Below are 25,541 nucleotides of genomic sequence, written 5' to 3'. Positions count from 1 at the left end.
GACTTTATAAATAAAAGAGCCTGGTACATAACTAAAAAGGTTATGATGTGCGCCCTAAAAGTTGTACGTAGATTAACTTGTCATTCGACTGGTATGAATTCGGTATTGAACCGGACTCATACCAGTCAATTTTGCTTTTATCCGATGATGATTGTAATAATCAATATAATTTGTAACTGCTCGGTTTAATTCCTCAAAGCTAGAAAAACTACGACCATAATACATTTCTTGTTTCATTAGACCAAAGAAATTTTCCATCAATGCATTGTCCAAACAATTTCCTTTTCGTGACATACTCTGGTATAACTTTGCTTGCTTCAATTGTCTAACATACTGTTGATTTTGGTAATGCCACCCTTGATCGGAATGGATTGTTGTTCGAAAGTTGGTCTTTTTACTTTCTTTAATGGCTGTTTTTAAAGGAATCAATACACAATCCAACGTTGGTTTTTGCTGAAATTGATAGGCTATGATTTCTCCATTAAAACCATCAAGAAAAGGACTGAGATAGGCTTTTCTTTTTAGTTTAATTCCTTCGGAATTTCGTTCAGTATAGTGGAATTCTGAAATATCTGTAAAGATTTTTTGTTTTGGCATCGTGCTAAAAAAGCGACGATTCACCTTGTTCTTTGCCAAGGTTCCCACTAAACCTTTGTAAGATCGATACCTTCTTGAACGACGAGTAAAGCTTATACATACTATGTTATATTTCTTCATAATTCGTCGGATTTTCTTATGATTGATTTGATAGCCCATATTCACTAAAGCCAGTTTGATTCGACGATAGCCATAATTGCGATCATTCTCTTCAAAAATTGTTTGAATCAATTTCTCTAGGTGAGTCATTTTTTCTTCGCTCATTATCTGTTTTTTCCAGTAATTGAAGGTAGAACGCGGTAGCTTAATCGCTTGTAATACGTGATCTTGACGATACTTTCCAATAAGTTCTATGGCTATTCTGGTTTGAACTCGTCTTTTCGCTTCGCCATAATAGTTTGTTGGAAAGTCCGTAGCTTTTTTAAATACTCGACCTCGATTCGCAAACATTCATTCTCACGCTCTAATTCCTTTTCACGAGATAGTTTGCTTGTTTCTTGCTGTTTTTTTGTTGGTTTATTCATCCTTTTTTTGGGTCTCCCTTTTTGATTAGACAGAGCCGTTTGACCACCAGCGATGTATTTCTTTTGCCAACGAGAAATCATCGACCCATTAGGCAGCTTGAATTGTCTTGCTGCTTCACCGAAAGAAGCACCTGTCGTTTCTATAAAGTGTAATACATCTCGCTTAAATTCACTAGTATATTTTGTCAGTGAACGGTGTCTTTTGAGCCCTTCTTTCCCAAATAATTGATAGGAGTGTTTCCAATTGTAAATTAAGGCATTTGATGGGAGTCCGTATTTTTTAGCCAAGGCTCGTCCGCCCAGAGGGCCTTCTAGGTACTCTTTCACTAGCTTTAATTTGAATTCTACCTCATAATAACTCATAAAAAATAACCTCCAAAAATTGTATTTTTCACGTACAACTTTTGGGGGTCACATCATTATGTTTCAGGCTCTTAGTAACCGAATAAACGGTGGGCGCAGAAGCAACTCCTTAAGAAATAAGCCGAAATTGCTGTAAAACACAACAAGGAACAAGTTGATGTTGCACAGTACCTACTTGGTCACAAAAATTTGAAGAGCAATTTTCGTAAATTCCTTCTTATTTCTCGGAGTTAAACAATTCTGTCCCAACCTCATACTTATTGTGGTAATGAAAATAGATTAAATACTCACTAACCGTAGTTTTGTTATATTTTTATAAATCGATAAATCTTCTATTACTTCAGCATACGTCATTCCTTTTGGCAAATCAATTGTATAGATATTCGTGTAAATCTGCGTGTCTTCCATCAATACTACATTGAAGTTTACATCTTCGATTTCGATTTTATGATCTTCAAAATACTGATTGATAAACTCTTTTGTTTCCTGCTTGTGTATATAACGAATCTCTAATTTTTTTGTTGTTGGTACGTGGATTACTTTTTTCACTAATGTTAATGCTATAAATACGCCAATAAAACTAGTGATGGCAATTGCATAGTAACCCATACCAATCGCAATTCCTAAGCCAGCGATAGCCCATAATGAAGCAGCCGTGGTCAATCCTGTTACTGATTGTTTCGTTACAATAATCGTTCCTGCACCTAAAAAACCAATCCCACTAACTACTTGAGCAATCAAACGAGCCTGATCTGAACGAATGACTCCTGATAATTCTGGATGATTTATCGCATCTTTCAATGCGTTTTCTGCAATTTCAACTTGAATGAGTGCAATAATCGTCGCCCCCATACAAACCAAAATATGCGTCCGCATGCCAGCTGGTCGATTTTTATATTGCCGCTCAAATCCAATGACGCCACCAATTAGCATTGCCAAGCATAATCGTATTATAATTTCTGGAACTGTTAAAATCATATTATTCGTCATACTCATCCCTCCTAGTCCTCTTCTATTTCATTATAGCACTAATTTGGATTAAGAAAACGGCGTTCGTTTATGAACAAAAAAAGTGTTTGTACTATACCGTAAAAGTCATAGTACAAACACAACTACTTTTTATAGCTTACTTGCTGCAGCTTCATCAATGATAACAACAACATCTGAATGATTTTGTAAAGCACTTGCAGGTAAATCAACAGAAACAGGTCCATCGATCATTCCTTTGATCGCATCGGCTTTCGCTTCACCATAAGCCATTAAAATCATTTTTTTACCTTTCATGATTGAACCGATTCCCATTGAAACAGCTCTTGTTGGTACATCTTCTACTTTTTCAAAATTACGTTTATTCGCATTGATTGTAGATTCTGTCAATTCAACGACATGCGTTAAACTATCTAACGGAGTTCCTGGTTCATTAAAACCAATATGTCCATTTTGACCAATACCTAGGATTTGAATATCGATTGGGTTACTGTCGATAATGCTCTCATAATGTTTGCATTCAGTCGCTAAATCGTCCGCTTTTCCGTTTGGTACGTATGTGTTTTTAAATGATTTTTTATTGAATAATTGATCATTCATGAAATAACGATAACTTTGATCATCGTCTCCACCTAAGCCAACATATTCATCTAAATTTACAGAAGTCATGTCTGTAAAATCTAAATCACTTGCAGTCATTTCTTTATACAATGTTTCAGGTGTACTTCCTGTCGCAAGCCCCAAAACTTTTGCACCCTTATCCATACCTTCTTTGATTAGTTCAAATGCTTTTTTTCCGCCTTCTTCTGCGTTTGCTACTTTGATAATTTTCATCGAAAATTGCTCCCTTATATCCAGATTTGGTATAGTCCAATTATAACACCCTATAAAACAGATTTCTAGTCTAAAGTAGAGATAAAATAAAAAAACTTCAATCCTCTTTCGAGAATTGAAGTTTATCGATTAATATTCATCCTAATATTGGCCTTCATCCGCTACATTTTGATCTGTATAGGAATTGGGATCAACATTCGTACCATCTTGACTATAATCATAATTAGTAGCTGCATCAGACGCTCCATCATAAGAACCCGTCTCATTCCCACTAATCTGATTATTGTAATTACTGCTATCTTTTGCCTGCATGTCTTTATTTTCTGGTAACCCTAATTGAGACCGTAATTTTGTTTGCACTTCGTAGAGTTTAGTTGGATCTAAGATTTGGTAATAGATACCACCAATCATTGTACCTTCACCCTCTAGCTGTAGAGAGTCAATATTTTTAAAGGCTGGCATATACTTCTTCTGAATATCTACCATATTATCCCAAGTTAAATCCGTTCTTACATTATCTTTTACTGCGTCCAAAATTTTTCTATATTTTGAAATACCATCTAAACTGATGATCTTATTCACAATTTTTTCGACAACTTCTCGCTGTCTTCTTTGACGTCCTATATCGCCTTCTGGATCTTCTTCACGCATCCTTGCATATGCCAATCCAGTCTCACTATCAAGCTTGATATGACCCTTTGGAACTGTAATACCATCTAGTGTAAATTCAAAAGGATTATCAACTTCAATGCCGCCTACAGCGTCAATTAAATCTTTTAAACCTTTCATATTAATCGATACATAGTTATCGATTGGAATATCCAATAAATTCTCTACTGTATCAATCGCCATCTTAGCTCCACCTTTAGCTCCACCAAAAGCATAAGCATGATTCAATTTATCTTCTGTACCATATCCAACAATCTCAGTTAGGATATCTCTATCTAAACTAATCATTGTAGATTTTTTTTCTTTAGGATTAATTGTAACTACCATTGTTGTATCAGAACGACCTTGCTCTGTCCGTCCCAAGTCACCAGTATCAATTCCCATCAGTAAAACTGAAAAAGGTTCTTGCGCATCAATATTTACAGCCGTATCTCTTCTTTTAGAAGTCCGGTCGATCGATTCATACACACCTTTTACTGTACCAGTTGCATCTGAATACATTTTAATTCCATATGCGCAGAAACCTGCAACTGAAACAAGAACTAATCCCAAAGCAGTTAATATTACTTTTTTCCATAGGTTCATAAGACACTTCCTCATTTTTGCAAAAATAATTCATGAAATCTATTTTCTCACAATTTGAACGCTGTCGCAACTTTTTTAAGAAATTGGCATGATATCTTAATGTAAATGTAAAATAATGAATTCCATCTAAATTATAGCAATAAATATCATCTTTTACAAAACAGAATTTTAAATCTATCTTTCATTAATACTTTAGTAATTAATGTCTGAGAGAAAATCAACAAAAATAAACCCAATAAAGACTTCAAAAAAAATGAAAATGAATACTCTACAACTTTAATTCCGACAACATATCGTATGCAAATTATTAGTGCGAATGAATTATGTACTGCCATCGGAATGATAGAGTTTTCTCCTAAATAATTTAATCTCTTTAAATTTAGGTTCCACTTCCAATAAAAATACTCTAAAATTAAAATAATTCCAATAGATCCTAGCACTGAACCTATTAAAAAAAGAACTGGAACACTACCCAATTGAAATTTATTTAAATCAACATGTTTATTATTAACTGCCATGTATAAATTTAAAGTTGTTAATAGCAAGCCTAGCACAAATTTTGTTTCAATTGTTTTTCCTTTAACATACTTCACTAAAAAATAACTAATTGAAAGAAAATAAAAAGCAAACGCTGATTTTCCAAGCACTAGAATTACTCTCGATAAAAGATTATTCACTATAGTGTTCTCTTGAAAAAAATAATATAACTGAGAGAAAATTAGCCCTATAACTAAAGAAATTGGAATACTTATAATCAAAATAAACTTCTTTTTATTTAGTAGTATTTTAAAAAGTACATTAGCTAAAAAAAATGTCGGTAAAAACCATAAAGTACCAATCCCTCTCAATGTTAAAGTATCTGTAATATCTATTAATATGATTCTTTCCGTATCACCATTTCTAATTAAAGAAAAGGTTACATCAAAAATAAAAATGAAAACACTAAATAAAAAGTATGGGTACATAATATTTTTAAATGATTTTATCAAGTACTCTTTACTAGAAAGTTTACTTTTCGAAAATGTAAAAAGATATGCAGAGACAACATAAAACCCCACAACTTTAATCGAGTTCATCCAATCAATGAATGCTGGTTCATATTTTAAAGAGACTAAATGCCCATACATAATCATCACTAAAAATATTCCTTTAGAACTATCTAAAAAACGTAATCTCTCCATACATACTCCTATCCAATATCTTATCTATATTGTACTGATGAAACATATTCTATTATCTTACCAAAGGTTTAATAACTGATATTTTGAGCATAAGATAGTTCGTATTAACTAATTATCTAGAAAATTTAGTCTTTTCCGAATAAATCTCTCGTGTATACTTTTTCTAAAACATCATTTAAAGCAACATCAAATCGATTAGTAATGATAATATCTGAAATATCTTTAAATTCATCTATATTTGTTAATACTTTAGAATGATAAAAACTACTTTCATTGAGATTGGGTTCATAGATAACAATCTCTATTCCATTATCGATTAATCGTTTCATTATTCCTTGTATAGAAGAATATCTAAAATTATCTGAATTTGATTTCATTGTTAATCTATATACACCAACAATTTTAGGCTTTTTATTCAAAATCTGATTAGCAATAAAATTCTTTCTGGTTGTATTTGAATCTACAATTGCTCCAATAATATTATTTGGAACCTGATCAAAATTAGCTCTTAATTGTTTTGTATCTTTAGGAAGACAGTATCCCCCATACCCAAATGAAGGATTATTATAAAAATCACCTATACGTGGGTCTAAACCAACACCTTTTATAATTTGTCTAGAATCCAATCCGCGTGATTCAGCATACGTATCTAATTCATTGAAATAAGATACTCTTAAAGCTAAATACGTATTAGAAAAAAGTTTAATTGCTTCAGCTTCTGTAGAATGCGTCAATAAAATAGGGGCATTTTTTTCAGCAGTATTATTTAAGAACATATTGGCTATTTCTCTTCCAGTGTCTGAACGATCGCCTATAACAATCCTAGACGGATAAAGATTATCATATAATGAACGACCTTCACGCAGAAATTCCGGCGAAAAAATAATATCATTAATTTTATATTTTTTCTTGAGTTCATCAGTATATCCAACGGGAACGGTTGATTTTATTATGAATTTAGCATCTTTACGTATTTCTAAAGCCGATTCTATGACGGTTTCAACTGTGGAGGTATCAAAAAAATTCTGTCTCTCATCATAATCTGTTGGCGTTGCTATGAGTAAATAATCACCAAATAATACGGCTTCATTAAAATCTTTAGTAAATTCAATATTTAAATCTCTTCTTTTTAAGAAGCTACGAATTTCATCATCTTCTATTGGAGATTTTTTATTATTTAACATGTCTATCTTTGAGCCTACTATATCATAAGCTTTGACTTGTTCATTCTGCGACATCAATAATGAATTGGCCAAGCCAACATAACCTAAACCAAACACTGATATTTTCATGTTTTCTCCTTTCAATTATTTAAATTAATATATCAACTCAGAACTTTCCGAGTCACATTGTCCCGTTGCTTTTTCTAAACACGCTTCAAAAATGGCCATAGAAAAAGTTAGAAAAAATATCCTCTGTGGATCAAGTACTACTAATGTTATCGTTGTTAAAACAATAAAAGAGTACAATGAAAAGACGATATTCTCTTTGACATTTAAAACAATTGCCCCTAACTTTCTTAATAAGAAAATATACCAAATCAATACTGGCGCTCCTAACTTTGCCATGGAACCTAAGATGCCTATATCTGTATAGAAAAGCTTTCCTGTATTTCCGTGTACTAAATTATAAAAGATTGATGTTCTATCGGGGTCAAACATGCCCAAACCCAATACTGTTTTTTCTTTAATTACATTAAGATAATACTGAATCCCATCTAATCTTGCATAATAACTTCCGTCATTCTGATACGTCCCATACAATAAAGGATTTATCAAATTAAAAACATAATCAAAAAAACCTAATAGTGAAAAGAATATTGAAATGATTGATATTCCAAAAATAAAAGAGACGATTTTCGACAGTTGTAACTTTGAATTTTTCCTAATAAATAAGAGTACAAATACTATCAACAATGATATTACATACATTCTAGTTTGAGAAACAAGATAAAAATATAACAGACTCAGTAATAGATTTGTCCAATGAAATAACTTATTCCTTTTTTCTTCATCAAAAATTTTCCCCATGGAAATTAGTGCTGATAGAGATACGATTGTACTAGAATAAATAATTCTTACATTCCCATCTCTTATTGTTAGCATATTGGTTTTGTAAAACTCATAAACGCTTAGAAATAATTTACCTGTTTCTTTATAAACGACGAATTGCATCAATAGAATAATGCAAGCCATAATATTAAACCACGTCAATATAACTATTAATTTTCCCAAATCTCTTCGCATAATATTCACAAGAGGATAATATAGTAACAGAGAAAAATAGGCAGTAAAAGGAACTAATACCTCATTTAGATGAGGTTTATATACAATAATACAGTAGATTGCACTTATAGATATCCAGATAAGTAATGAAACTATATATTTAGATAATTGTAATTTTACTCGTCCCTTCCCCCACAAGATACAAAGGACAATCGTTATCAAAAATAATAACGTTTTATTTTGATAAGTAAAAAGTTTTTGAAAAAAATCTGGAAACCTTATCAAATAAAAAAATCTATACTCTATCATAAAAATAAACATTACAATTAGTACTGCTAACGAAATTTTCCCTCTAGAACTTGTATTCATTCCATCCTCCCATACTATAACTACAACTCATACGATGATTTTTCTGATAAAATAGAGGAAAAGCTTTGCTTCAACTCATCTTTTATTTTAGAAACTGATTTAACTGATTCACTGTCATTTATGCAAATAACTTTATATTTTCTTTTCTTTATAGCCTTAAAAAGCATCTCATTATCTTCATTATTTAAAATAAAAAACTTACCAAATTTTGTACTTCTAGGGACAAAATTTCCTTGTGCAATCTGCCAATATCGAAATAACCATTGATTTACATCAAACTTACTTTTAAATTTATGTTCTGATGTCAGTTCAAGGGCAGGATATTCTAATTCCCATACTTCTCTATAAGTCTCTTTTAAATAAGATGTAGGTATATGTGGTTCGAAAAAACCTGGAAAATCATTGTAATATATTAATGAAATAGTTCTCAACAACTGCATACCATATTTGGGATTAAACCATTTTGAAAAATTATTTTTTATGGAATTCTTTTTAGAAATATACTTATTTATAATTTCCATATTATTATTTATTGTAGCTCCCGTACTATTTTTTTTACTAATTATTGGCGCCAACAACGCAGTATCTCTTGGTTGCCCATTAATAAAAAAATCCGTTGGCTTAACGTGATTCGTTATAAAAAAATCATCATTAAAATATATGAATTGTTCTGCTAAACCTTCTATTTTATGAAGATTAACTTCGATTGCTCTAGAATTAAATGTTGGAATACACGCGCTGTCTAGGAATTGATCATGTCTAACAATATTCAATTTAGGATGATCCTTTTTAAGCCAATCAGGAATATGACCGCAACTTACAAAATGGATCTTTCTAACCCACGGTGCAAATTTTTCAATTCCCCTAAACCAATAATTAAAAATTTCCCAATCACGAAATCTACTTGGATCTGTTACAAGTCCCGGATCAAGCCCATCTTGGTTTGAGTTGCTTAATGCTTTATACCTTTCATCACGCCACTTTTCATCACTTTCATCAACCCACAGTACTACTATATCAATTTCATCGACTTTCATTACTTTACTCTCATTTCTAATTCAATATTTTGAATAAACTAGACATATTTTTTTTAAAGTTTTCATAAGAAAAGTTTTCTTCATAAATATTATAGCTATTCTCTATCCTTGTTTCCAATGTCTTCAAATCCATTTCTGATATTTCAAGAATTTTTTTTGCTATATCTTTTGGTTCGTTATGAACAATGAAAATATTTTTTTCTCCATTAAAAAATTCACACAATCCAGAAGAATTACCCGTAATAGTTGGCGTTTTGAATGCTATACCATCAATGACTTTATTTGCTACTACATGTTTAGCCTTTAAAGAATCACCAAAAATCCCTAATGTAATATCACAATTTTCTTTAATAAATGTATACCATTCTTCTTTTGCTCCCCATTTATTAATAATTGTAACGTATTTATCCAACCCTTTATTTTTAATAATCTCTTTATATGGCTCAACCTCATCAAAGAGTTCCCCCATATAGTTAAATGTATAGTTGTAAATCCCTCATCTACGATAATTTTTAAAGATTCAATTATTTTATCTAAGCCTTGTAAAGGAATAAATGTTCCAACCCAGCACAAATTTAATACTTCTGACTTTCTATGGAAATAATTTAAGTTTGCTTTAGGTTTTTTATCAATACATAAAGGAATAATTACTGTATTAAGCTTAGAATAATCTACATCTAATACACTACAAAAATATTCTCGCTCAGTCTCATTCAAAAAAATAACTATTTCAGAATTTTCCAATGCATACTTGTCTATTCTTTTTAGCTTATTAGCTTTTTTTGAACCTGCCTCTGTCTGTTTATAATCATTAACTTGTGAATCGAAAAATGACATATAAAAATCCGTTATTATTTTTTTATTGAAAAACTTCGCAACACGAATCAATCTATTATTATGTTGGATTGGTCCAACAAAAACAACATCCGAGTTTATAATCATCAACAAATTAGCTATATTCTTAAAAAATTTATTATTCGAAAAACTATTAATATAAACATTTTTATACTCTAATTCAAACATTGCTTTTATAATATTTTCTGTTCGATATGCCCCTCTTGTGTCACCTAAAAAAAATATATTCATAATTTCTATAGCTCTCCTAAACCATAATCTAAAATAATCAATTCTAATTTTAATATTTCTTTTTTTAACTAATGGAGCTATACAACAATAATCATAAATCTCTATAAATTTCGGAAAATTTTAAAATATATGAATCCAGTGAAAACAGCTTTTGCTGTAGTTTAAGTGACGCTCTCCCAAACTCTTTTCTACTCTTGACATCATCCAATAACTCTTGAGTCTTTATACTCATTTCATGTGTGTTCGCCACTTCTACTAAGTATCCGTTCACACCATCAAAAACCATCTCTCCAATCCCCCCATGATCAAACCCAACAATTGGTTTTTGGGTAGCCATAGCTTCTAAAACAACTGTAGGCAATGAATCTGGTTTGATACTTGGAAGAACAAACACATCAAAGAGATTATGTAAATTTGGGCAGTCCTCTCGATAAGTCAAACAGTGAATATTCTGAGATTTATCGAAAGATGCTATTCTTTTTAATAGATTTTCACGTCGCCATTCTTCTCCTTGAAAAACGTCCCCAGCCATCACAACGTGAAGATTTTCATTTGTAATCAATAATGGTTCCATTGCGTCTAAGAATTCATTTTGACCTTTTAAAGAGTTTATTCTTCCAATCATTCCAACCGTGACGCTATCTTGGGATAGTTGAAATTCATCTTTTAAATACTCAATGTCATTTTTTGAATTAAATATTTTATTGTCTACACCATTGTAAATGACTATTACTTTTTCTTCTGAAATTTTTTTTGACGCAATCATATGTTTTTTTACTGCTTCTGAAACAGTAATTACTTTATCAGAATACTTCCCTATCAAAAAGCTAGTAACTTTATAAACTATTTTAGGATTTTCTATAATTTCATGAATATGCCAAACTAATTTTGCCTTTAATTTTTTTTTAATATAGATTCCTTCTAAAACAGCACTTGTATTAACATGAATGATCTCAATGTTCACCTTATCTAATTTTTTTATAATTGCATCGCTGTATTTCTTATAATGGAAAATATAATTAGCCACACCTTTTATGTTAAAATACTTCCTTCTTAATATTGGATATGGTATCACGAAAACACTAATTTTCTCTTTCTCTAATTTTTCTACTAATGGTCCCTCATTCGGAAGTACAACAATTGGATTAAACAGCTCTTTATCCAGTCCCCTGAGAAGTTCTAATAAAACTCTATCAGCACCGTACATTTCCGCTCCAGCGTGCAGAAATAAAATATTTTTCATGATTTACTCCTATTATTTTTGGTTGAATAGAATCTCATAACTCGAAACAATATTCGACCAACTAAATTTTTGGCTAATTATTTCCCTTGCCAATAGTCCGACTCTATCTTTTTTTTCTAATGAAATTTCCGACAGGCTATCTATAACGTTCTTTAAGCTACCTTCATCTTTGTCCCAATAAATCGCTCCATTGCCTCCAACTTCTAAATTAAAGTTTACCTTAAGCAATAGGTTAATATTTGTGTAGGCTAGGGCCTCCAAAAGCGAAGGATTTGTTCCACCAACTTCATGACCATGTATACTAGCAAAAGCATGTTCTCTTATATATTTCAATAGTTCTTGATTATAAACGGTTCCAACAAATTTTATCCGCGAATCTTGATCAAATCGGGTTTCTTTTTTTAATTGCTTATAAAACTTATTTTCTTCAATATTTGTTATTAAAACAAAATCCTTTGTTGTCTCCGATTTCATAAATTCCTTAATCATAATTTCGTAATTATTCTCTGGAACAAATCTTCCTACAGCTAAATAATAGTTATCTTGTGTGATTTTTTTTCCCTCAAACCATTTTTCCACTGATTCATCATTATCCGTTAATTGTGTTTTTTCTAGCTCTGTCCCATACGCAATGTAAGTCGTTTTCGGTTGATATTTATGATAGTCATTTTTTATATATTTTTCTATATTCAAACTATCGCATATTAATAAATCTGCATATTTGACCATCAGCCTTTCAGAAAACTTCCAATATTTCCGAACAGGATAAGGCCATTTAGCTCTAAGCCATTCATGGCCATCTGGATTAACGTATAGTTTTCCGCCTATTTTTTGAATTTTTTTCTTATAATAGTTTATAACTGGACCGATCCGACAAGCTAAGATATAAAAAATAGGCGCAACATTATTGTCCTTTTCCGCTAATTTAATAGCGTAATCTAATGCTTTCATATCATAATAAATTGCTTTGGCCGGACCGATATTGGGAACGGTAATATTAAAACAATCCGCTTGGTTATAATTAAAATGCTTTTGCCCGTTACCATATAAATTATCCCCATTGTTCATACACGCAACATGGTATTGAATGTCGTCACTTTTTTTATACTGGGTTAATTTTTCAACAAATGTTTCAAATCCACCATATTTGGCTGGAATTCCTTTAGAACCGATAATATAAATATGTTGCTTAGAATTACTCATCAATAGGCTCCTCTAGATAAAAACATTACTTTAAACGTTAGTAAAATAATTTTAAAATCATTATAAATCGATTGTTGTTCAATGTATTCTAAATCGAAGTCAACCATATCATCAAAATGAACATCATTCCTACCTCTAATTTGCCATAATCCTGTACAACCAGGTTTGACACTCAAGCGTTGCATATCTCGTTGACTATATTCATCAACTTCTCTTTGCAATGGTGGTCTAGGCCCAACTAAAGACATTTCGCCTTTTAAAACATTCAAAAGTTGAGGTAGTTCATCAATGCTTGTCTTGCGAATTTTTTTTCCTATTTTGGTCACTCTGGGATCTTCTTTTATTTTGAACATTGCGCCTTCGATTTCATTTAATTCAATTAAATCATGCAACTGTTCTTCTGCATCAACACACATAGAACGAAATTTGTACATGGTGAATAAACGCCCCTGTTTACCGACTCTTTTTTGTGAAAAGACAACTGGACCGCTTGGATCTTCTAGTCTTATTAGAAACGCTACAACTAGAAACACTGGGCTTAATAAAATTAAGCCACACGCGCTACCTAAAATATCCACGATTCTTTTAAACAGTCTGAAAAATAAAGATTGATGTTTAAAATCATTTTTTTTCTGTACACGTCTACCAACATCCACAAACTTTCCCTCCAAATTGACCACTCCTTTTAACGCAAATACTACCTACCAATAACTTTTTCATGTTGTAGAACTATTATGTAATCCTATGTACCAACAATTGTTTACTTACCTTACCTAAAATAACCCAAACCTTTTAGAGTTGATTTCCCTAAATTCTGGTCTTTGCACACTATCCCCATTCAAGATATCTCTAGCCATTTGCTGCATTGCTGCCACATGTTCGACCCCCACATCCTTAGCGATTGCCTCATACGCTTTTTGCATAAAAAAGCCACGTTTTTTAATATTATGTGCATCAGAGGCCATCATATAGACTAGGTTATGTGCAACCATTTGTTTCGCCGTTCGTTCGATTTTTTTTCCAAAAACACCAACATAACTTGGTGCCGTCAGTTGGGTCAATACGCCCATCTCCAAAAACGGCAACAGTCTGTTGGGATCTTGAATAAATTTACTGTTTCTTTCTGGGTGAACGATGACCGGTGTATGACCAGCTTTTAACAATTCAAAAAATAATTGTTCCGCATAGGCTGGAATATCATTAGTAGGAAATTCAATCAAAATATAACGATTAGCAAGGTCTGTAAACAAGATTTCGTTAGCCTTAATTTGATCTAACAAGTCCCCGCCAATCCTCACTTCTTGACCTTCAAATAAGGTGAGCGGGATATCTCTAAGATCTAATTCTCTTTGCAAATTAGCCACATGAGTAATGACCTGAGCGGCAGGATTATCATATTTCCCATTGTTATGATGAGGCGTACAAAGTATATGGGTAATGCCTTGCTTAACAGCCATTCTAGCCATATCCATTGCATCTTCAGTCGTTTTCGCCCCATCATCGATCCCTGGCAATATGTGACAATGTAAATCAATCATCGGTTTATGTCCTTCCTGCTTACTATTTACGAACCATAATAATATCCTTGATCTGCTACGTTCTTAGATCCGTTGTACACAACTCCCAGAATATTTGCGTCTACCATCTCTAATAAACTTTTAGCCTTTAATAAAGAATCTCTTTTTGAGACATTCTCACGGACAACTAAAATGGTGCCGTCTGATTTTGACGCTACAATTTGGGCATCGGTCACAGCCACGACTGGTGGCATATCAAAGATTACTAAATCGTATTGTTGTTTTAGTTCCATCATCAATTCTTTCATTCGTCTAGAATCCAACAATTCTGAAGGATTCGGCGGTTTAGGTCCACTTGTCATCAAAAATAAATTATCTACACCTGAAGATTGAACAACCTGATGTAATACGGTCTCACGACTTCCCAACAACGTACTCAATCCGCGGATATTATCTAATGAAAAAGTTTTCGCAACTGTAGGCTTACGCATATCAGCATCCACTAACAATACGCGCTTGCCTGAATTGGCAAATACGATAGCTAAATTTGCTGAAGTAGTTGATTTCCCTTCGCTTGGTCCTGATGAAGTAATCACTAATGTTTTTAGATCTCTATCTACCATAGCGTATTGAATATTCGTCCGAACCGTTCGATATTGCTCTGAAATCGGTGAGGATTTATCGGCTAAAGTAATCAAACTTACTGCTTTGGTTTTCTGTTTTTTTTGAGGTCTTATTTTATTTGTCATTCTATACTCCTTTAAACTCGCGGACGACTTCTGCGTGCTGGGGCAGAAGTATCTGGTTTAGCGTTCTCTTTTGGTATCTCTCTATTAAGATTTCGCGGCTCTGCTGAAGGTATCCCTAAATTTGATGGTGTACGAATTGCTTTCGCATTTAATTCTTTCGCCGTCATATTTGGGACTACACCTAGTATTGTAAAACCAAGTTCATCTTCCACAAAACTGTCATCTTTGATTGTTTTATCAAATAATTCTAAAATGAAGGCTAACGCTATTCCGAACATAATACCCAGAGCTAACCCGATGATCAAGTTGATTTTATCGTTTGGCGAGACAGGTTTTACATTCGCTATTGCTGCTGATATAATCGTAATTTTATCAACATTTAGCATATCTTTAGCTTGCTCTTGGAAAACTAAAGCAGTCTGATTCGCTATATTTTGGGCCACGATTGGATCCGTTACTTTAGAAACAATCGAAAACATCTGTGAATTTTGTGATTGATTTACTGAAATACTTGCTTTTAATTCTTCGACAGATAAATCATTTTGATGCTCTGTTTTCATCCTTTGTTGTACTTCGGTCATTACGGTATCACTTTTGATCAAATCTTTATACGTGTTGATCATTTGTAGGTTTCCATTTATATCATTGACATTCGTTGTTTCATTTTGCGGTAATCGAACGATTAATTGCGCTTGAGAACTATACTTTGGCGTGATGACAAAGTAAGTCAATATTCCAGCAACACCTAATCCCAAAAACATACTGATAATGATTAAGCCAATACGTTTTTTTAATACTCCAATTAATTCCTGTAAACTGATTGTCTCTTCCATTTTTTCCTCCAATTAACTACATACAAATAATTATAAATTCTAGCTGAATCAAGTACAAGGTTATTCACGAAGAATCATTATCAATTATTTCAGCATTTGTTGAAATAATTGATAGATTATATTTTTAAATTATAAAATTATAAAATTACTTTAATATCACGGTTATTCACTTCCTAGAACTTCTTCTTGTTCCTCTAGGGAATCTGTAGTTTCTTCTTTTTCTAGCAGAGTATCGATTACATCTAATTTGTCTGACAAGTCTTTTTTTAATGTTTCATTTTTTATCTGAGGCAATTGATTAAAAATAAGAATAACATTTTCGATCGTTGCGTTACTCGTCAACACACCATCTTGCTCCATCATATCAATGGATTGTTCTATATCCTTATATTGTTTGACTTGTGCATCCATTTCATCTAACAAAGATATGATCGCTTGGTTCCATTGCGTTTCAGCTTTAGAAACACTGTGCCGTATCTTTAAAATCTTTTCTGCCGTTGTACTTTCCTTTATGATCGCTTCTTCATTATTTGCTGCCCAGTTAGTCGGCGTTTGCATTAATAAAGCAGTCACTTGGTTTTGAATGTTTTTTTTATTTTTGATATCTTCTATTTTAGCTACTAATTCTTCTTTTGCTTGCCTTACTTCGGAAGTATCTGCAGTAAAATCTTTCTTTTCTACACCAAAATCGTCCGCTTCAGTCTTCAAGGTATTAATATTTAGTTGAATATCCTTTAGTTCATCTTCCTTGATTTGATCTGCTAAAAATTCTTCCTGATCGTTTTGATAAAATTGACTAATTTGTTTAGTTAGCTGGTTGATTTTTACCGTTTCATCTTTTAACGTTGATTTTATATGCTCGATTTTTCGTTGCTGTTCCTTTTTACCATTCGATCTAATTCCTAAAAGACAAATACTAATTGAAATAAGAATGACAATTATGTAAATACCTTTCCCAACCCTATTACTTTTTATCACCTTTACACCCCTTTTAACGATACCTTTCTTTAGATGTTCCATTTCTTTTGTTAGGATATTTTAGGCATACCAATCCCAAATATTTGCAGTTCATCTACTTTATTGATGCTAAAAATTCTATATAGTCTGCTTGTTCAGTAGTTTCTTTAATCATTGCTTTTTCAAAGTGACCTTTGGTAAAGTCTGTTAAAGTGCCAGATATCAAATGAGTAATTGTTGCATTGCCAATTAATTCCATCCAATATCCATCTGAATCATCTTCATGCACCACTGTTTTTACTATTCCACCCGTATTTTTGACGGTGATTGTTTCATTAAATTCACCATTATTTAACAATACATACATTAAACTACTGGCACACATGGCAGTTCCACACGCACTGGTAAAGCCAACGCCACGTTCGAAGGTCCGAACAAATAGCTCGTTTTTTCCTACTATTTCTACAAAACTTACATTAACACCATCTGGAAAAATTGGATTTTCGCCATTTACATAGGTTGCAATTCGTTCAAATTCTGTTCCCATAAGCGTTTTGTGATCTACAAACGCTATCAAATGAGGATTGGGAACTGCTACGACTGAAAATCTCAGCTCACTAGATAATTCTGGGATCACTTCATCAATGATCGTATTATTTTTAGTATGCATCGGAATTGCTTCTGCTTCAAAGCGAACAGGAGAAATCTCCACTTGATATGTTGCCACTTGAGCAGCTAAATTAGGCGCTTGTCTTACTTTAAGATCTGCAAACATCGTTTCTACAGTGAACGATGTTTTGTTGTATTTTTCGGCTAAATATCTTGCAACTGTGCGCAGTCCGTTACCACACATACTCGCTTCGCTACCGTCACTATTGATTACACGCATCTTCGCTAATGATTCACCTTTAACTACTCTTTCTACAAGTAATAAGCCGTCTGCTCCATTGAGTAAACCAGTCTCTCTATCACACAAATAAGTGCGTAAATCCTCGATTTCTTCATCTGTAAAGGAACGTTCCAATTGCGTTTCATCTAATAAAAAGAAATCATTTTCTGACCCATGAACTTTTTGCATCGTTATATTCATTATAAACTCCTTTACACAGTGCTTTCTGTATTTTTATTCCTAAGTATTAGTATGCCATAAACAAAAAGAGGAAAACAGTGTAATTTACTGTTTTCCTCAAAAATTTTCTAAAAATTCTATTTTTTTCAGATTATTTAGCTGCAGCGAAGCGTTTATTTACTTCATCCCAGTTTACTAAGTTCCAGAATGCTTCGATATAATCTGGACGTACATTTTTATAATTTAGGTAGTAAGCATGTTCCCAAACGTCTAAACCTAAGACAGGTGTTTTGCCATCCATCAATGGTGAATCTTGATTAGGTGTTGACGTAATTTCTAATTTGCCGTTATTTAGAACTAACCATGCCCAACCAGAACCAAAACGTCCAGTTGCAGCAGTTTTAAATTCTTCTTTTAATTTATCAAAGCTGCCGAATGCTGCATCAATAGCCTCTTTGATATCGCCAGTTGGTGCGCCGCCTGCGTTAGGGGCCATGATTTCCCAGAAGAATGAGTGGTTCGCATGTCCACCGCCATTATTACGTACAGCTGTACGAATATCTTCAGGAATACTATCCATATCAGAAATCAACTCTTCTACAGATTTAGTCCCAAGTTCAGAGTGCTTTTCGATTGCCGCATTTAAATTCGTCACATAAGTGTTATGGTGTTTGTCATGGTGTAGATGCATTGTTTCTACATCAATATAAGGTTCTAATGCATCATAAGCATAAGGTAAATCTGGTAACGTGTAAGTCATAAAAAATTCCCTCCATTAATTAGGTATAATGTTTCATACAATTATAGCATAACAGATTTTATGGTAACCTTCAAAGTAATTGCTTACAAATTTTGGGCAAAACTTGTATTTAACAGTTATCTCCTTTAAAATGACGAGTATACTCAATTTCAAGTCAGGAGAGAATTTATGAACTCATTTATCCTTTTTAAACAGTCATTATTTCAGTTAACGCATCTCCATCAGGCTAAAAAAATGCCCTTTTGGAAAGTCATTTTATATGTTGTTTTTTTAAGCGCTATCCTTGCTCTTCCAATAACCAAACAACTTTTTTCTATAATGCAAGATATCAAAAGTGATGGTCAAAAAATTGCTTCAAAGTTACCAGATTTCACTATCACTGATGGAAAACTAAAAACAGCTAGCAAAACTGAAGGATTCATTTATCAAACAAACTCCATCATTTTTACCTTTGATCCTGAAGGGAAACGATCACTTAACGATGTCACTGCTGATTCCGTCGGCACTGCTGTTGGTTTAGGATTGTTGCAGGATGAATTTGTTGTGGCTTTCCCTAAATCAGGCGCTGCAGATTCGTTACTGGGTGCTAATCAATTTGAAATTCCTTATTCCAAAGGGACCTTAGATGGTTTAAACAGTAAAGATTTGAAAGAATCTTTAGATGGAGCTAGTTTTCCTTTTTGGATTAATCTAATTGTGTTTGTCTTTACTTTATATCCTACATTTCTTAACTTGATTTTTAATTTGCTTATGATCACAATCGGTGCAAATCTTTATAGTAAGATTCGCTTGTACAAACTACGTTTTTTAGATTGTCTAAAGATTTCAACCTATTGCGCTACACTTCCTGTGATTGCCAGTAGTATTCTACATTTTATTAACCGTTCTTTCGACGATAGCTTTTTGATTGTCTTCGTTTCTTTGGTAGTCTTTTTCTTTGCTACGCGTAATGAAACACGTCAAGAACCACCCTTAGCTTAATGTTAAATCAGATACATCTTCTTACTCTCACTGGTGTGTGGATACATGATAAAATAAATGATGAATAATACTGGTTAATCCGCAATATAATAGAGCAGTAGTAAGGAGAGAATCATTATGGGAGACTTGACTCATCGTAAAAACACACGTCACGTTAAGGTTGGAGACATAACCATTGGTGGAACTGACGAATTATTTATTCAAAGTATGTGTACAACTAAAACACATGACATGATGGTACTGTAGCCCAGATCAAGCGTTTAGAAGAAGCTGACTGTCAAGTTGTTCGGGTGGCAGTACCAGATGAAGCCGCGGCAGAAGCAATCCGTGCTATCAAAAGTCAGATATCGATTCCTTTAGTTGCTGACATTCATTTTGACTATCGTTTAGCCTTAAAAGCGATTGAACAAGGTGTTGATAAAATTAGAATCAATCCTGGAAATATCGGACGCAAAGATCGTGTGGAAAAAGTTGTCACTGCATGTAAATCTAAAGGTGTCCCAATCAGGATCGGTGTTAACGCGGGTTCTCTTGAAAAAAATTTCTTGCAACAATATGGTTATCCTACTGCTGAAGCGATGGTCGCTAGTGCTGTTGAGCATATAAAAATACTTGAAGATTTGGATTTTTACGATATTATTGTTTCATTAAAAGCAAGTGATGTTCAGTTAGCCATTGAAGCTTATACTCTGGCTGGGCAAACATTTGATTATCCACTACACTTAGGAATCACTGAAGCAGGGACCAAATTTTCTGGTGGAATAAAATCTGCAGCTGGACTTGGTGCTCTACTGTCTTTAGGTATTGGAAATACTTGTCGTGTATCATTATCTGCTGATCCTGTAGAAAAAATCAAAGTGGCTAAAGAAGTCTTGAAAGCATTTGGCTAGCAAGTAACGTGGCACCGTTGATTTCTTGTCCTACTTGCGGACGCATCGCAATTGATTTGATTCCAATTGCGAATGAGATCGAAGAATATATCGAAAAAATCAAGGCACCAATCAACGTTGTGGTTTTAGGTTGTGCCGTTAACGGACCTGGTGAAGCACGAGAAGCTGATATTGGAATAGCTGGTGAAAACGGGAAAGAGATGCTTTTCAAAAAAGGAAAGATCATTCGAACAGTTCCGGAAGAAATCATGGTTGATGAGTTGAAAAAAGAAGTTGATAGTCTTGCAGCAGCATATGCTCGTGGCGAAAAAAGATAATTTATGTAGGTGGAAAAAAGATTGTTACTTGCAATAGTTCAATCTTTTTTTGTTTGAAGGGCTTTTTTGTTACAATGAATGAGCGAGGGGGAATCAACATGGGACAACCAGTCATCTATCTAAATGAACAGATGAAAACAGGACAAGTTGAAACAATCAGACAAAGTGCTCCTGATTATATTGTTATTGATGCTACAAGAGAATCACCACAAGTGATTGAAGATGATATCGAGATCATGTTAGGTTGGGACAAAAATTTAGGTCAGCGTTTATTGAATTCTGAAACAAGCCACTTAAAGTGGGTTCAATCTATTTCTGCTGGTGTGGATACATATGATTTAGATCGCTTTTCTGAAAAAGATATCTTACTGTCTAACGCTAGCGGAATTCATAGCATTTCAATTACAGAACATGTTTTAGGTGTTCTACTAGCTGAGTTTAGAGGTATTCGTACTAGTATCAACAATCAAGCAAATAAAGAATGGACAAGAGAGACTATTTCCTATAAACAATTGTCCATGCAAAAAATGCTAATTGTCGGCACTGGCCATATCGGTCAACAGCTTGCTAGCTTTGCAAAAGGCTTAGGTATTCAAACTTACGGTGTGAACACTTCTGGTCATGTAACGAATGGTTTTATCGAATGCTATTCTCATACAAATATGAGCCGCATCGTGAATGAAATGGATATCGTCGTGAACATTCTTCCTCTGACCGAAGATACTTATCAAATGTACAATGAGCGAATGTTTTTGGCAATGAAACGCGGAACCGTCTTTGTAAATGTTGGACGGGGACCTTCTGTTAATACCAATGATTTGATTCATGCACTAAACACAGAACAGTTACGATTTACTGCTCTAGATGTTTTTGAAGAGGAACCGTTGCCTTCTGATAGTCCGTTATGGGACATGGACAATGTTTTGATTACGCCACATATCTCTGGTTTAACACCTGAATTCAAAACAAAGCTATTAAAGATTTTTAGTCAAAATCTTACTCAATTTCTAAAAGATGGGACACTAGCTAAAAATGAAATAACCTTACATCAAGGGTATTAAACGATTAAAAATACTGTTTTGAATCATTTTATAGTGATTCGAAACAGTATTTTTTATTATTATTGATCTTTTTCCGTTTCCTTCACGAGATAAATTGGGCGTTTTTTTGTCTCCAAGAAAATTTTCCCAATATATTTTCCGATGATTCCTAGACAAAGCAACTGAAGCCCGCCAACAAATAAAATAATGCAGACCATTGATGGCCAACCACTAGTAGGATCTCCTTCGATAATCGTTCTAAAGAAGATAATCAGCATCGCAATGACTGATCCCACACATGAAAAAGCGCCAATATAAGATGCTAAATTCAGTGGTGCTTCTGAAAAGTTGACGATCCCATCAATCGAATAACTTAGTAGACTCCAAAAGGACCATGAAGTGGAACCAGCTATACGTTCGCGATTTTCATAAGAAAGATACTCTGTGTTAAACCCAACCCAACTAAAAATACCTTTTGAAAAACGATTGTACTCAGTCAATTCTAAAATAGCATCCACCATTTGACGTGTCATCAGACGAAAATCTCTCGCTCCATCTACCATCTCTGTTTCGCCGATTTTGTTCACTAATCGATAAAACATTCTAGCAAAGAAACTACGAATAGCGGGTTCACCTTCTCGATCTCCTCGTCTTGTCCCGATGCAATCCAACTCTTTATTTGTCTCTAACATTTGAATCATTTTTGGTAACAACTCAGGTGGATCTTGCAAATCCACATCCATCACTGTAATCAAGTCCCCTTTGGCTTCTTTAAGTCCTGCATAGAGTCCCGCTTCTTTTCCAAAATTTCTAGAAAAAGAAAGATAGCGAACTTTTTCAGGGTGCTCTTTATATAACTTTCTCAGTGCGCTTAGTGTTTGATCTTTTGATCCATCATTAATAAATATGTATTCTATGTTATGTTGAATGTGTGAGCTTACTTTCTCCACTTCTTCAAAAAACAACGGAATTGATTCCTCTTCGTTGTAACAAGGAACAATAATAGATAGCATGAAATTTCCTCCAAAAAAAGTATTCTTTGTTGATTATAGCATACATCTACGACAGAATAATATAAAAACTATAAATAGTATTGCGTATTCTAATTTGTATTTACATCCAAAAACAAATCTCGAAAAAAATCAGCGTAATATAAATAACAAACATTGTTTTATCCCAATCAGAGAAAAATCATCACCGATATTAAGAACATAGCTTTTTCAAGCAAGAAAAGAATTATTTAACTATTTTTAAATAATTATTACGTTTTTTATTTTTGTTTAATTTCTAATTGAATTCCCGCAGGTAAATGGTTATCATAGATACAGTAAATGATTTTCATATACAATCCATTATTTTTGTAAAGTTAATAACTTTTATTATTAAAAAATCATCATTCATTATTAAAGGGAGACTAAATATGCTAGCAGACATTTTATTAGATGATGTTGCTCAACGTAAAATCAACGTCTTCAATCACTTATTGAGTACGGCTGACGGTACATATAGCATACATTATTTTGAGCAATTTACAGATTTTTCATACGCCCGCTTGAATTCATTATTTTCTGAAATACATGCAGACCTTATGGAAAAGCAAGGTCTTGAGTTATTAACGGTTCAAGGAAAAGTACATATCGACTCTTCAACGTTGCGTGATATTCCGTATTCTCAATTTTTATTTCGCAAAAGTCTACCTTATAAGTTTTTACTTGCAACAATTTTAGAAAGAAATTACACGATAGAAAACTTTTGTAAGGACCATTTTATTAGTCGGGCATCCATTATTCGCAGACTCCAACCACTGATCAATTATTTAAAAGATTTTGACATCCAACTAAACTGTACCAAACTTCAGCTGACCGGAAAAGAAAACTTGATCCGCATTGTTTATTTAAATTTCTTTTGGATTGCCTCTTACGGAGAAGACCTATTTCTAGCTTTAGATGAAACAAAAAGAGGCTTTGATTTATTTGATCCGGAAGATCATCAGTGGATGACTTATATAGAGCCTAGAGAATGGTATTTATTAACGACAATCTCTCAATTGAGAATCAAAAAAAAGCACTTCATTATCGAACCTCCATTTAAACAACTAACTTTCCCAAAAACAAATATGTCCTTTGTAAAAGAACTAGAAAAAGCAAAAGTTCCTCAGCATTTCATCGAATGGGAAGCGACTTTTCTTTCATTTATGATGTTTTACTGGAATATTTATTTTTATGCAGACGATCCTAGAATTCGCTATGTAAAAGAATATATGGAAAGTGATCAGCAGCCATTAGGTTCTTTAATTGAGCATTTTGAAGCATTTTATCAGCCTCTATTTACAGAAAAAGCATTATCCGAAGATGAAAAAGATGTGTTGAATATAAATATTTTCACTACTTGTCTAAATCATTTTGCAATAAAAGATTCCTTACCCCTCACTATCAATTTTATGGAATCTTGTGTGAAAGAACAAAATCCTTTGTATGAACCTCTTTCTAGCAAAGTTAGAAAGTTTTTAGAAGAGATTATTTCAAATCCAGAATTTGCTTGGATTAAAAATTGTTTAGAAGATTTAGTTTATATTTGTTCATTTTTATTACTTCCTTTTTATGAACGAAGCAATACAAAATATCAATTAAATGTCGGCATTATCTTGTCACCCAACGCGATTTTCCTACAATCTCTACACGATTTTTTAGAACAAATTTCATTTATTTCCGTCTCGTTCGTTACTTCAACGTCTGAGGATGACTATGATTTTTACATAGCAGCATCAAAACTTTTATTACCAAATAAAATTAAACAAAAGGGCAATTTCCAGATAATACCCTTATCTCCCACATTAGATTATCAAGTGGCGCTTATCGATACATTACATAAAAGATATACAGCAAAATCTTCTTCTTTAGTCGTTTGATAGGTCTGTTTCTTTCTTTAGTATCGCTATCTATCCGTACTAAAAAAGTGGGGGTGGCAGGCAGAAGTAACTCCCCATTATTGCTCGGAGTTAAATACTTCTGTCCCAACCTCACTTCTTTTTGTCTTTTTAATGCGTTAAAAGATGATCTGGCTATTGTTTCAAGTCTTCTTTATTTTCAGCAAATTTATAATTCGGCTCGTCTTTTTCTTCGTCGTAATCAACTAATAAATCATATCCTTTAAAAAACCAATCGTCTGTTTCTTCGATAAAGTACGTAATCTCATCAATCTCTTCTTTGACTAATGGTTGATCTGGCGCTTCTACAGACATCGCAATAGAAAAACCTTCGTGAACATCTGTCTTCCCATAAATCTTACCGTAAAATCGAATACCACTATCTGAAGTAACCCCTACTTCATCTTTGAACCATTGTTGCGCACGCGGCGTAATTGTTAATTTCATCTTAAAGTTCCTCCTAATTTAAAAACGTAGCGGGCTCGTTCAGCTCTGACTGAAAAATAGGAAAATATGATCAAGGCGTTTTTTATCTCATTCATACTCTATCCGTTTCTTAGAGACTAGCCCACTTATCACAACTATCATTTTAGCATAGA

Annotated in this window: 28 protein-coding genes and 1 pseudogene; 6 read left to right on the top strand and 23 right to left on the bottom strand. The window is 33.2% G+C overall.

Translation table 11 applies throughout. The features are described from left to right. Positions 1–72: 72 nt before the first annotated feature. The 21 genes and pseudogenes from AC1PU0_RS03475 to AC1PU0_RS03375 form a co-directional block, all read right to left on the bottom strand. A complete protein-coding gene (locus AC1PU0_RS03475) occupies positions 73–1,047 on the bottom strand; it encodes an IS3 family transposase (RefSeq protein ID WP_479998485.1) in 975 nt (324 codons plus the stop codon). Then, positions 954–1,484, bottom strand: a complete 531-nt coding sequence (locus AC1PU0_RS03470) for a transposase (RefSeq protein WP_479998306.1) — start codon at positions 1,482–1,484, stop codon at positions 954–956. Before AC1PU0_RS03470 ends, AC1PU0_RS03475 begins: the two co-directional genes overlap by 94 nt. Positions 1,485–1,547: 63 nt before the next feature. After that, positions 1,548–1,739: pseudogene (locus tag AC1PU0_RS03465) on the bottom strand (hypothetical protein). A gap of 24 nt (positions 1,740–1,763) precedes the next feature. Then, entirely contained in the window at positions 1,764–2,474 is a 711-nt protein-coding gene (locus AC1PU0_RS03460) for an MgtC/SapB family protein (protein ID WP_479998710.1), read from the bottom strand. A 129-nt stretch (positions 2,475–2,603) separates the two neighbouring features. Next, a complete protein-coding gene (gene nagB / locus AC1PU0_RS03455; protein ID WP_206849108.1) occupies positions 2,604–3,305 on the bottom strand; it encodes a glucosamine-6-phosphate deaminase in 702 nt (233 codons plus the stop codon). Between the two features lie 141 nt (positions 3,306–3,446). Then, entirely contained in the window at positions 3,447–4,559 is a 1,113-nt protein-coding gene (locus AC1PU0_RS03450; protein ID WP_479998709.1) for an LCP family glycopolymer transferase, read from the bottom strand. Positions 4,560–4,705: 146 nt separating this feature from the next. After that, a complete protein-coding gene (locus tag AC1PU0_RS03445; RefSeq protein ID WP_479998708.1) occupies positions 4,706–5,740 on the bottom strand; it encodes an acyltransferase family protein in 1,035 nt (344 codons plus the stop codon). A 125-nt stretch (positions 5,741–5,865) separates the two neighbouring features. After that, positions 5,866–7,032 carry a nucleotide sugar dehydrogenase gene (locus AC1PU0_RS03440; RefSeq protein ID WP_206849116.1) on the bottom strand — a complete coding sequence of 389 codons (1,167 nt, stop codon included), beginning with the start codon at positions 7,030–7,032 and terminating at the stop codon, positions 5,866–5,868. A 24-nt stretch (positions 7,033–7,056) separates the two neighbouring features. Further along, a complete protein-coding gene (locus tag AC1PU0_RS03435; RefSeq protein WP_206849117.1) occupies positions 7,057–8,334 on the bottom strand; it encodes an O-antigen ligase family protein in 1,278 nt (425 codons plus the stop codon). Positions 8,335–8,354: 20 nt separating this feature from the next. Beyond that, positions 8,355–9,371 carry a capsule biosynthesis protein CapG gene (locus AC1PU0_RS03430; RefSeq protein WP_479998707.1) on the bottom strand — a complete coding sequence of 339 codons (1,017 nt, stop codon included), beginning with the start codon at positions 9,369–9,371 and terminating at the stop codon, positions 8,355–8,357. Positions 9,372–9,387: 16 nt separating this feature from the next. Next, the gene (locus AC1PU0_RS03425) at positions 9,388–9,783 is read right to left on the bottom strand and encodes a glycosyltransferase (protein ID WP_479998706.1); all 396 of its coding nucleotides are present in this window, start codon (positions 9,781–9,783) and stop codon (positions 9,388–9,390) included. Next, complete coding sequence (locus tag AC1PU0_RS03420; protein WP_479998705.1) at positions 9,696–10,457, bottom strand: glycosyltransferase family protein; 762 nt, start codon at positions 10,455–10,457, stop codon at positions 9,696–9,698. The genes AC1PU0_RS03425 and AC1PU0_RS03420 overlap by 88 nt, the downstream gene beginning before the upstream one ends. Before the next feature lie 91 nt (positions 10,458–10,548). Then, entirely contained in the window at positions 10,549–11,700 is a 1,152-nt protein-coding gene (locus tag AC1PU0_RS03415; RefSeq protein ID WP_206849120.1) for a glycosyltransferase family 4 protein, read from the bottom strand. A gap of 12 nt (positions 11,701–11,712) precedes the next feature. Continuing rightward, on the bottom strand, positions 11,713–12,903 hold the full coding sequence (gene cps2T, locus AC1PU0_RS03410; RefSeq protein WP_479998704.1) for a beta 1-4 rhamnosyltransferase Cps2T: 1,191 nt from the start codon (positions 12,901–12,903) through the stop codon (positions 11,713–11,715). After that, on the bottom strand, positions 12,903–13,574 hold the full coding sequence (locus AC1PU0_RS03405) for a sugar transferase (protein ID WP_069653700.1): 672 nt from the start codon (positions 13,572–13,574) through the stop codon (positions 12,903–12,905). Before AC1PU0_RS03405 ends, cps2T begins: the two co-directional genes overlap by 1 nt. Before the next feature lie 102 nt (positions 13,575–13,676). Continuing rightward, positions 13,677–14,441: a tyrosine-protein phosphatase gene (locus tag AC1PU0_RS03400; RefSeq protein WP_479998702.1), complete on the bottom strand. Its 765-nt coding sequence runs from the start codon at positions 14,439–14,441 to the stop codon at positions 13,677–13,679. A gap of 26 nt (positions 14,442–14,467) precedes the next feature. Then, positions 14,468–15,169, bottom strand: a complete 702-nt coding sequence (locus AC1PU0_RS03395; protein ID WP_069653698.1) for a CpsD/CapB family tyrosine-protein kinase — start codon at positions 15,167–15,169, stop codon at positions 14,468–14,470. An 11-nt stretch (positions 15,170–15,180) separates the two neighbouring features. Then, positions 15,181–16,002: a YveK family protein gene (locus AC1PU0_RS03390; RefSeq protein WP_206838465.1), complete on the bottom strand. Its 822-nt coding sequence runs from the start codon at positions 16,000–16,002 to the stop codon at positions 15,181–15,183. A 162-nt stretch (positions 16,003–16,164) separates the two neighbouring features. Then, complete coding sequence (locus tag AC1PU0_RS03385; protein ID WP_479998701.1) at positions 16,165–16,980, bottom strand: hypothetical protein; 816 nt, start codon at positions 16,978–16,980, stop codon at positions 16,165–16,167. A 94-nt stretch (positions 16,981–17,074) separates the two neighbouring features. Beyond that, the gene (gene dapF / locus AC1PU0_RS03380; protein WP_479998700.1) at positions 17,075–18,049 is read right to left on the bottom strand and encodes a diaminopimelate epimerase; all 975 of its coding nucleotides are present in this window, start codon (positions 18,047–18,049) and stop codon (positions 17,075–17,077) included. Between the two features lie 130 nt (positions 18,050–18,179). Continuing rightward, entirely contained in the window at positions 18,180–18,788 is a 609-nt protein-coding gene (locus AC1PU0_RS03375; protein ID WP_206849123.1) for a superoxide dismutase, read from the bottom strand. Between the two features lie 168 nt (positions 18,789–18,956). On the opposite strand from AC1PU0_RS03375, the gene AC1PU0_RS03370 reads away from it, so the two are divergent. From AC1PU0_RS03370 to AC1PU0_RS03350, 5 genes are all read left to right on the top strand, one after another. Then, the gene (locus AC1PU0_RS03370) at positions 18,957–19,769 is read left to right on the top strand and encodes a DUF1189 domain-containing protein (RefSeq protein WP_206849125.1); all 813 of its coding nucleotides are present in this window, start codon (positions 18,957–18,959) and stop codon (positions 19,767–19,769) included. Positions 19,770–19,886: 117 nt separating this feature from the next. After that, positions 19,887–20,015 (top strand): hypothetical protein, encoded by a 129-nt coding sequence (locus AC1PU0_RS03365; protein WP_340689573.1) that lies wholly within the window; start codon positions 19,887–19,889, stop codon positions 20,013–20,015. Between the two features lie 44 nt (positions 20,016–20,059). Beyond that, positions 20,060–20,659, top strand: a complete 600-nt coding sequence (locus AC1PU0_RS03360) for a flavodoxin-dependent (E)-4-hydroxy-3-methylbut-2-enyl-diphosphate synthase (protein ID WP_479724031.1) — start codon at positions 20,060–20,062, stop codon at positions 20,657–20,659. An 8-nt stretch (positions 20,660–20,667) separates the two neighbouring features. After that, positions 20,668–20,976, top strand: a complete 309-nt coding sequence (locus AC1PU0_RS03355; RefSeq protein ID WP_479724032.1) for a hypothetical protein — start codon at positions 20,668–20,670, stop codon at positions 20,974–20,976. Between the two features lie 98 nt (positions 20,977–21,074). Beyond that, the gene (locus AC1PU0_RS03350) at positions 21,075–22,037 is read left to right on the top strand and encodes a phosphoglycerate dehydrogenase (protein ID WP_206849128.1); all 963 of its coding nucleotides are present in this window, start codon (positions 21,075–21,077) and stop codon (positions 22,035–22,037) included. 59 nt (positions 22,038–22,096) lie between these two features. Here AC1PU0_RS03350 and AC1PU0_RS03345 read toward each other — a convergent pair whose 3' ends face one another. Then, positions 22,097–23,029, bottom strand: a complete 933-nt coding sequence (locus tag AC1PU0_RS03345) for a glycosyltransferase family 2 protein (protein WP_069653691.1) — start codon at positions 23,027–23,029, stop codon at positions 22,097–22,099. Positions 23,030–23,325: 296 nt separating this feature from the next. Here AC1PU0_RS03345 and AC1PU0_RS03340 point away from each other — a divergent pair, with 296 nt between their 5' ends. Beyond that, entirely contained in the window at positions 23,326–24,924 is a 1,599-nt protein-coding gene (locus AC1PU0_RS03340; RefSeq protein ID WP_479998699.1) for a helix-turn-helix domain-containing protein, read from the top strand. A 153-nt stretch (positions 24,925–25,077) separates the two neighbouring features. On the opposite strand, the gene AC1PU0_RS03335 is transcribed toward AC1PU0_RS03340, so the two are convergent. Continuing rightward, entirely contained in the window at positions 25,078–25,389 is a 312-nt protein-coding gene (locus AC1PU0_RS03335; protein WP_069653689.1) for a HesB/YadR/YfhF family protein, read from the bottom strand. Positions 25,390–25,541 lie beyond the last annotated feature (152 nt).

The sequence above is a fragment of the Enterococcus sp. XAF26B05_ASV22 genome (genome assembly GCF_056727285.1).
The sequence above is the reverse complement of the archived record's forward strand: the minus strand, read 5'-3'. Positions and strand labels throughout refer to the sequence as shown.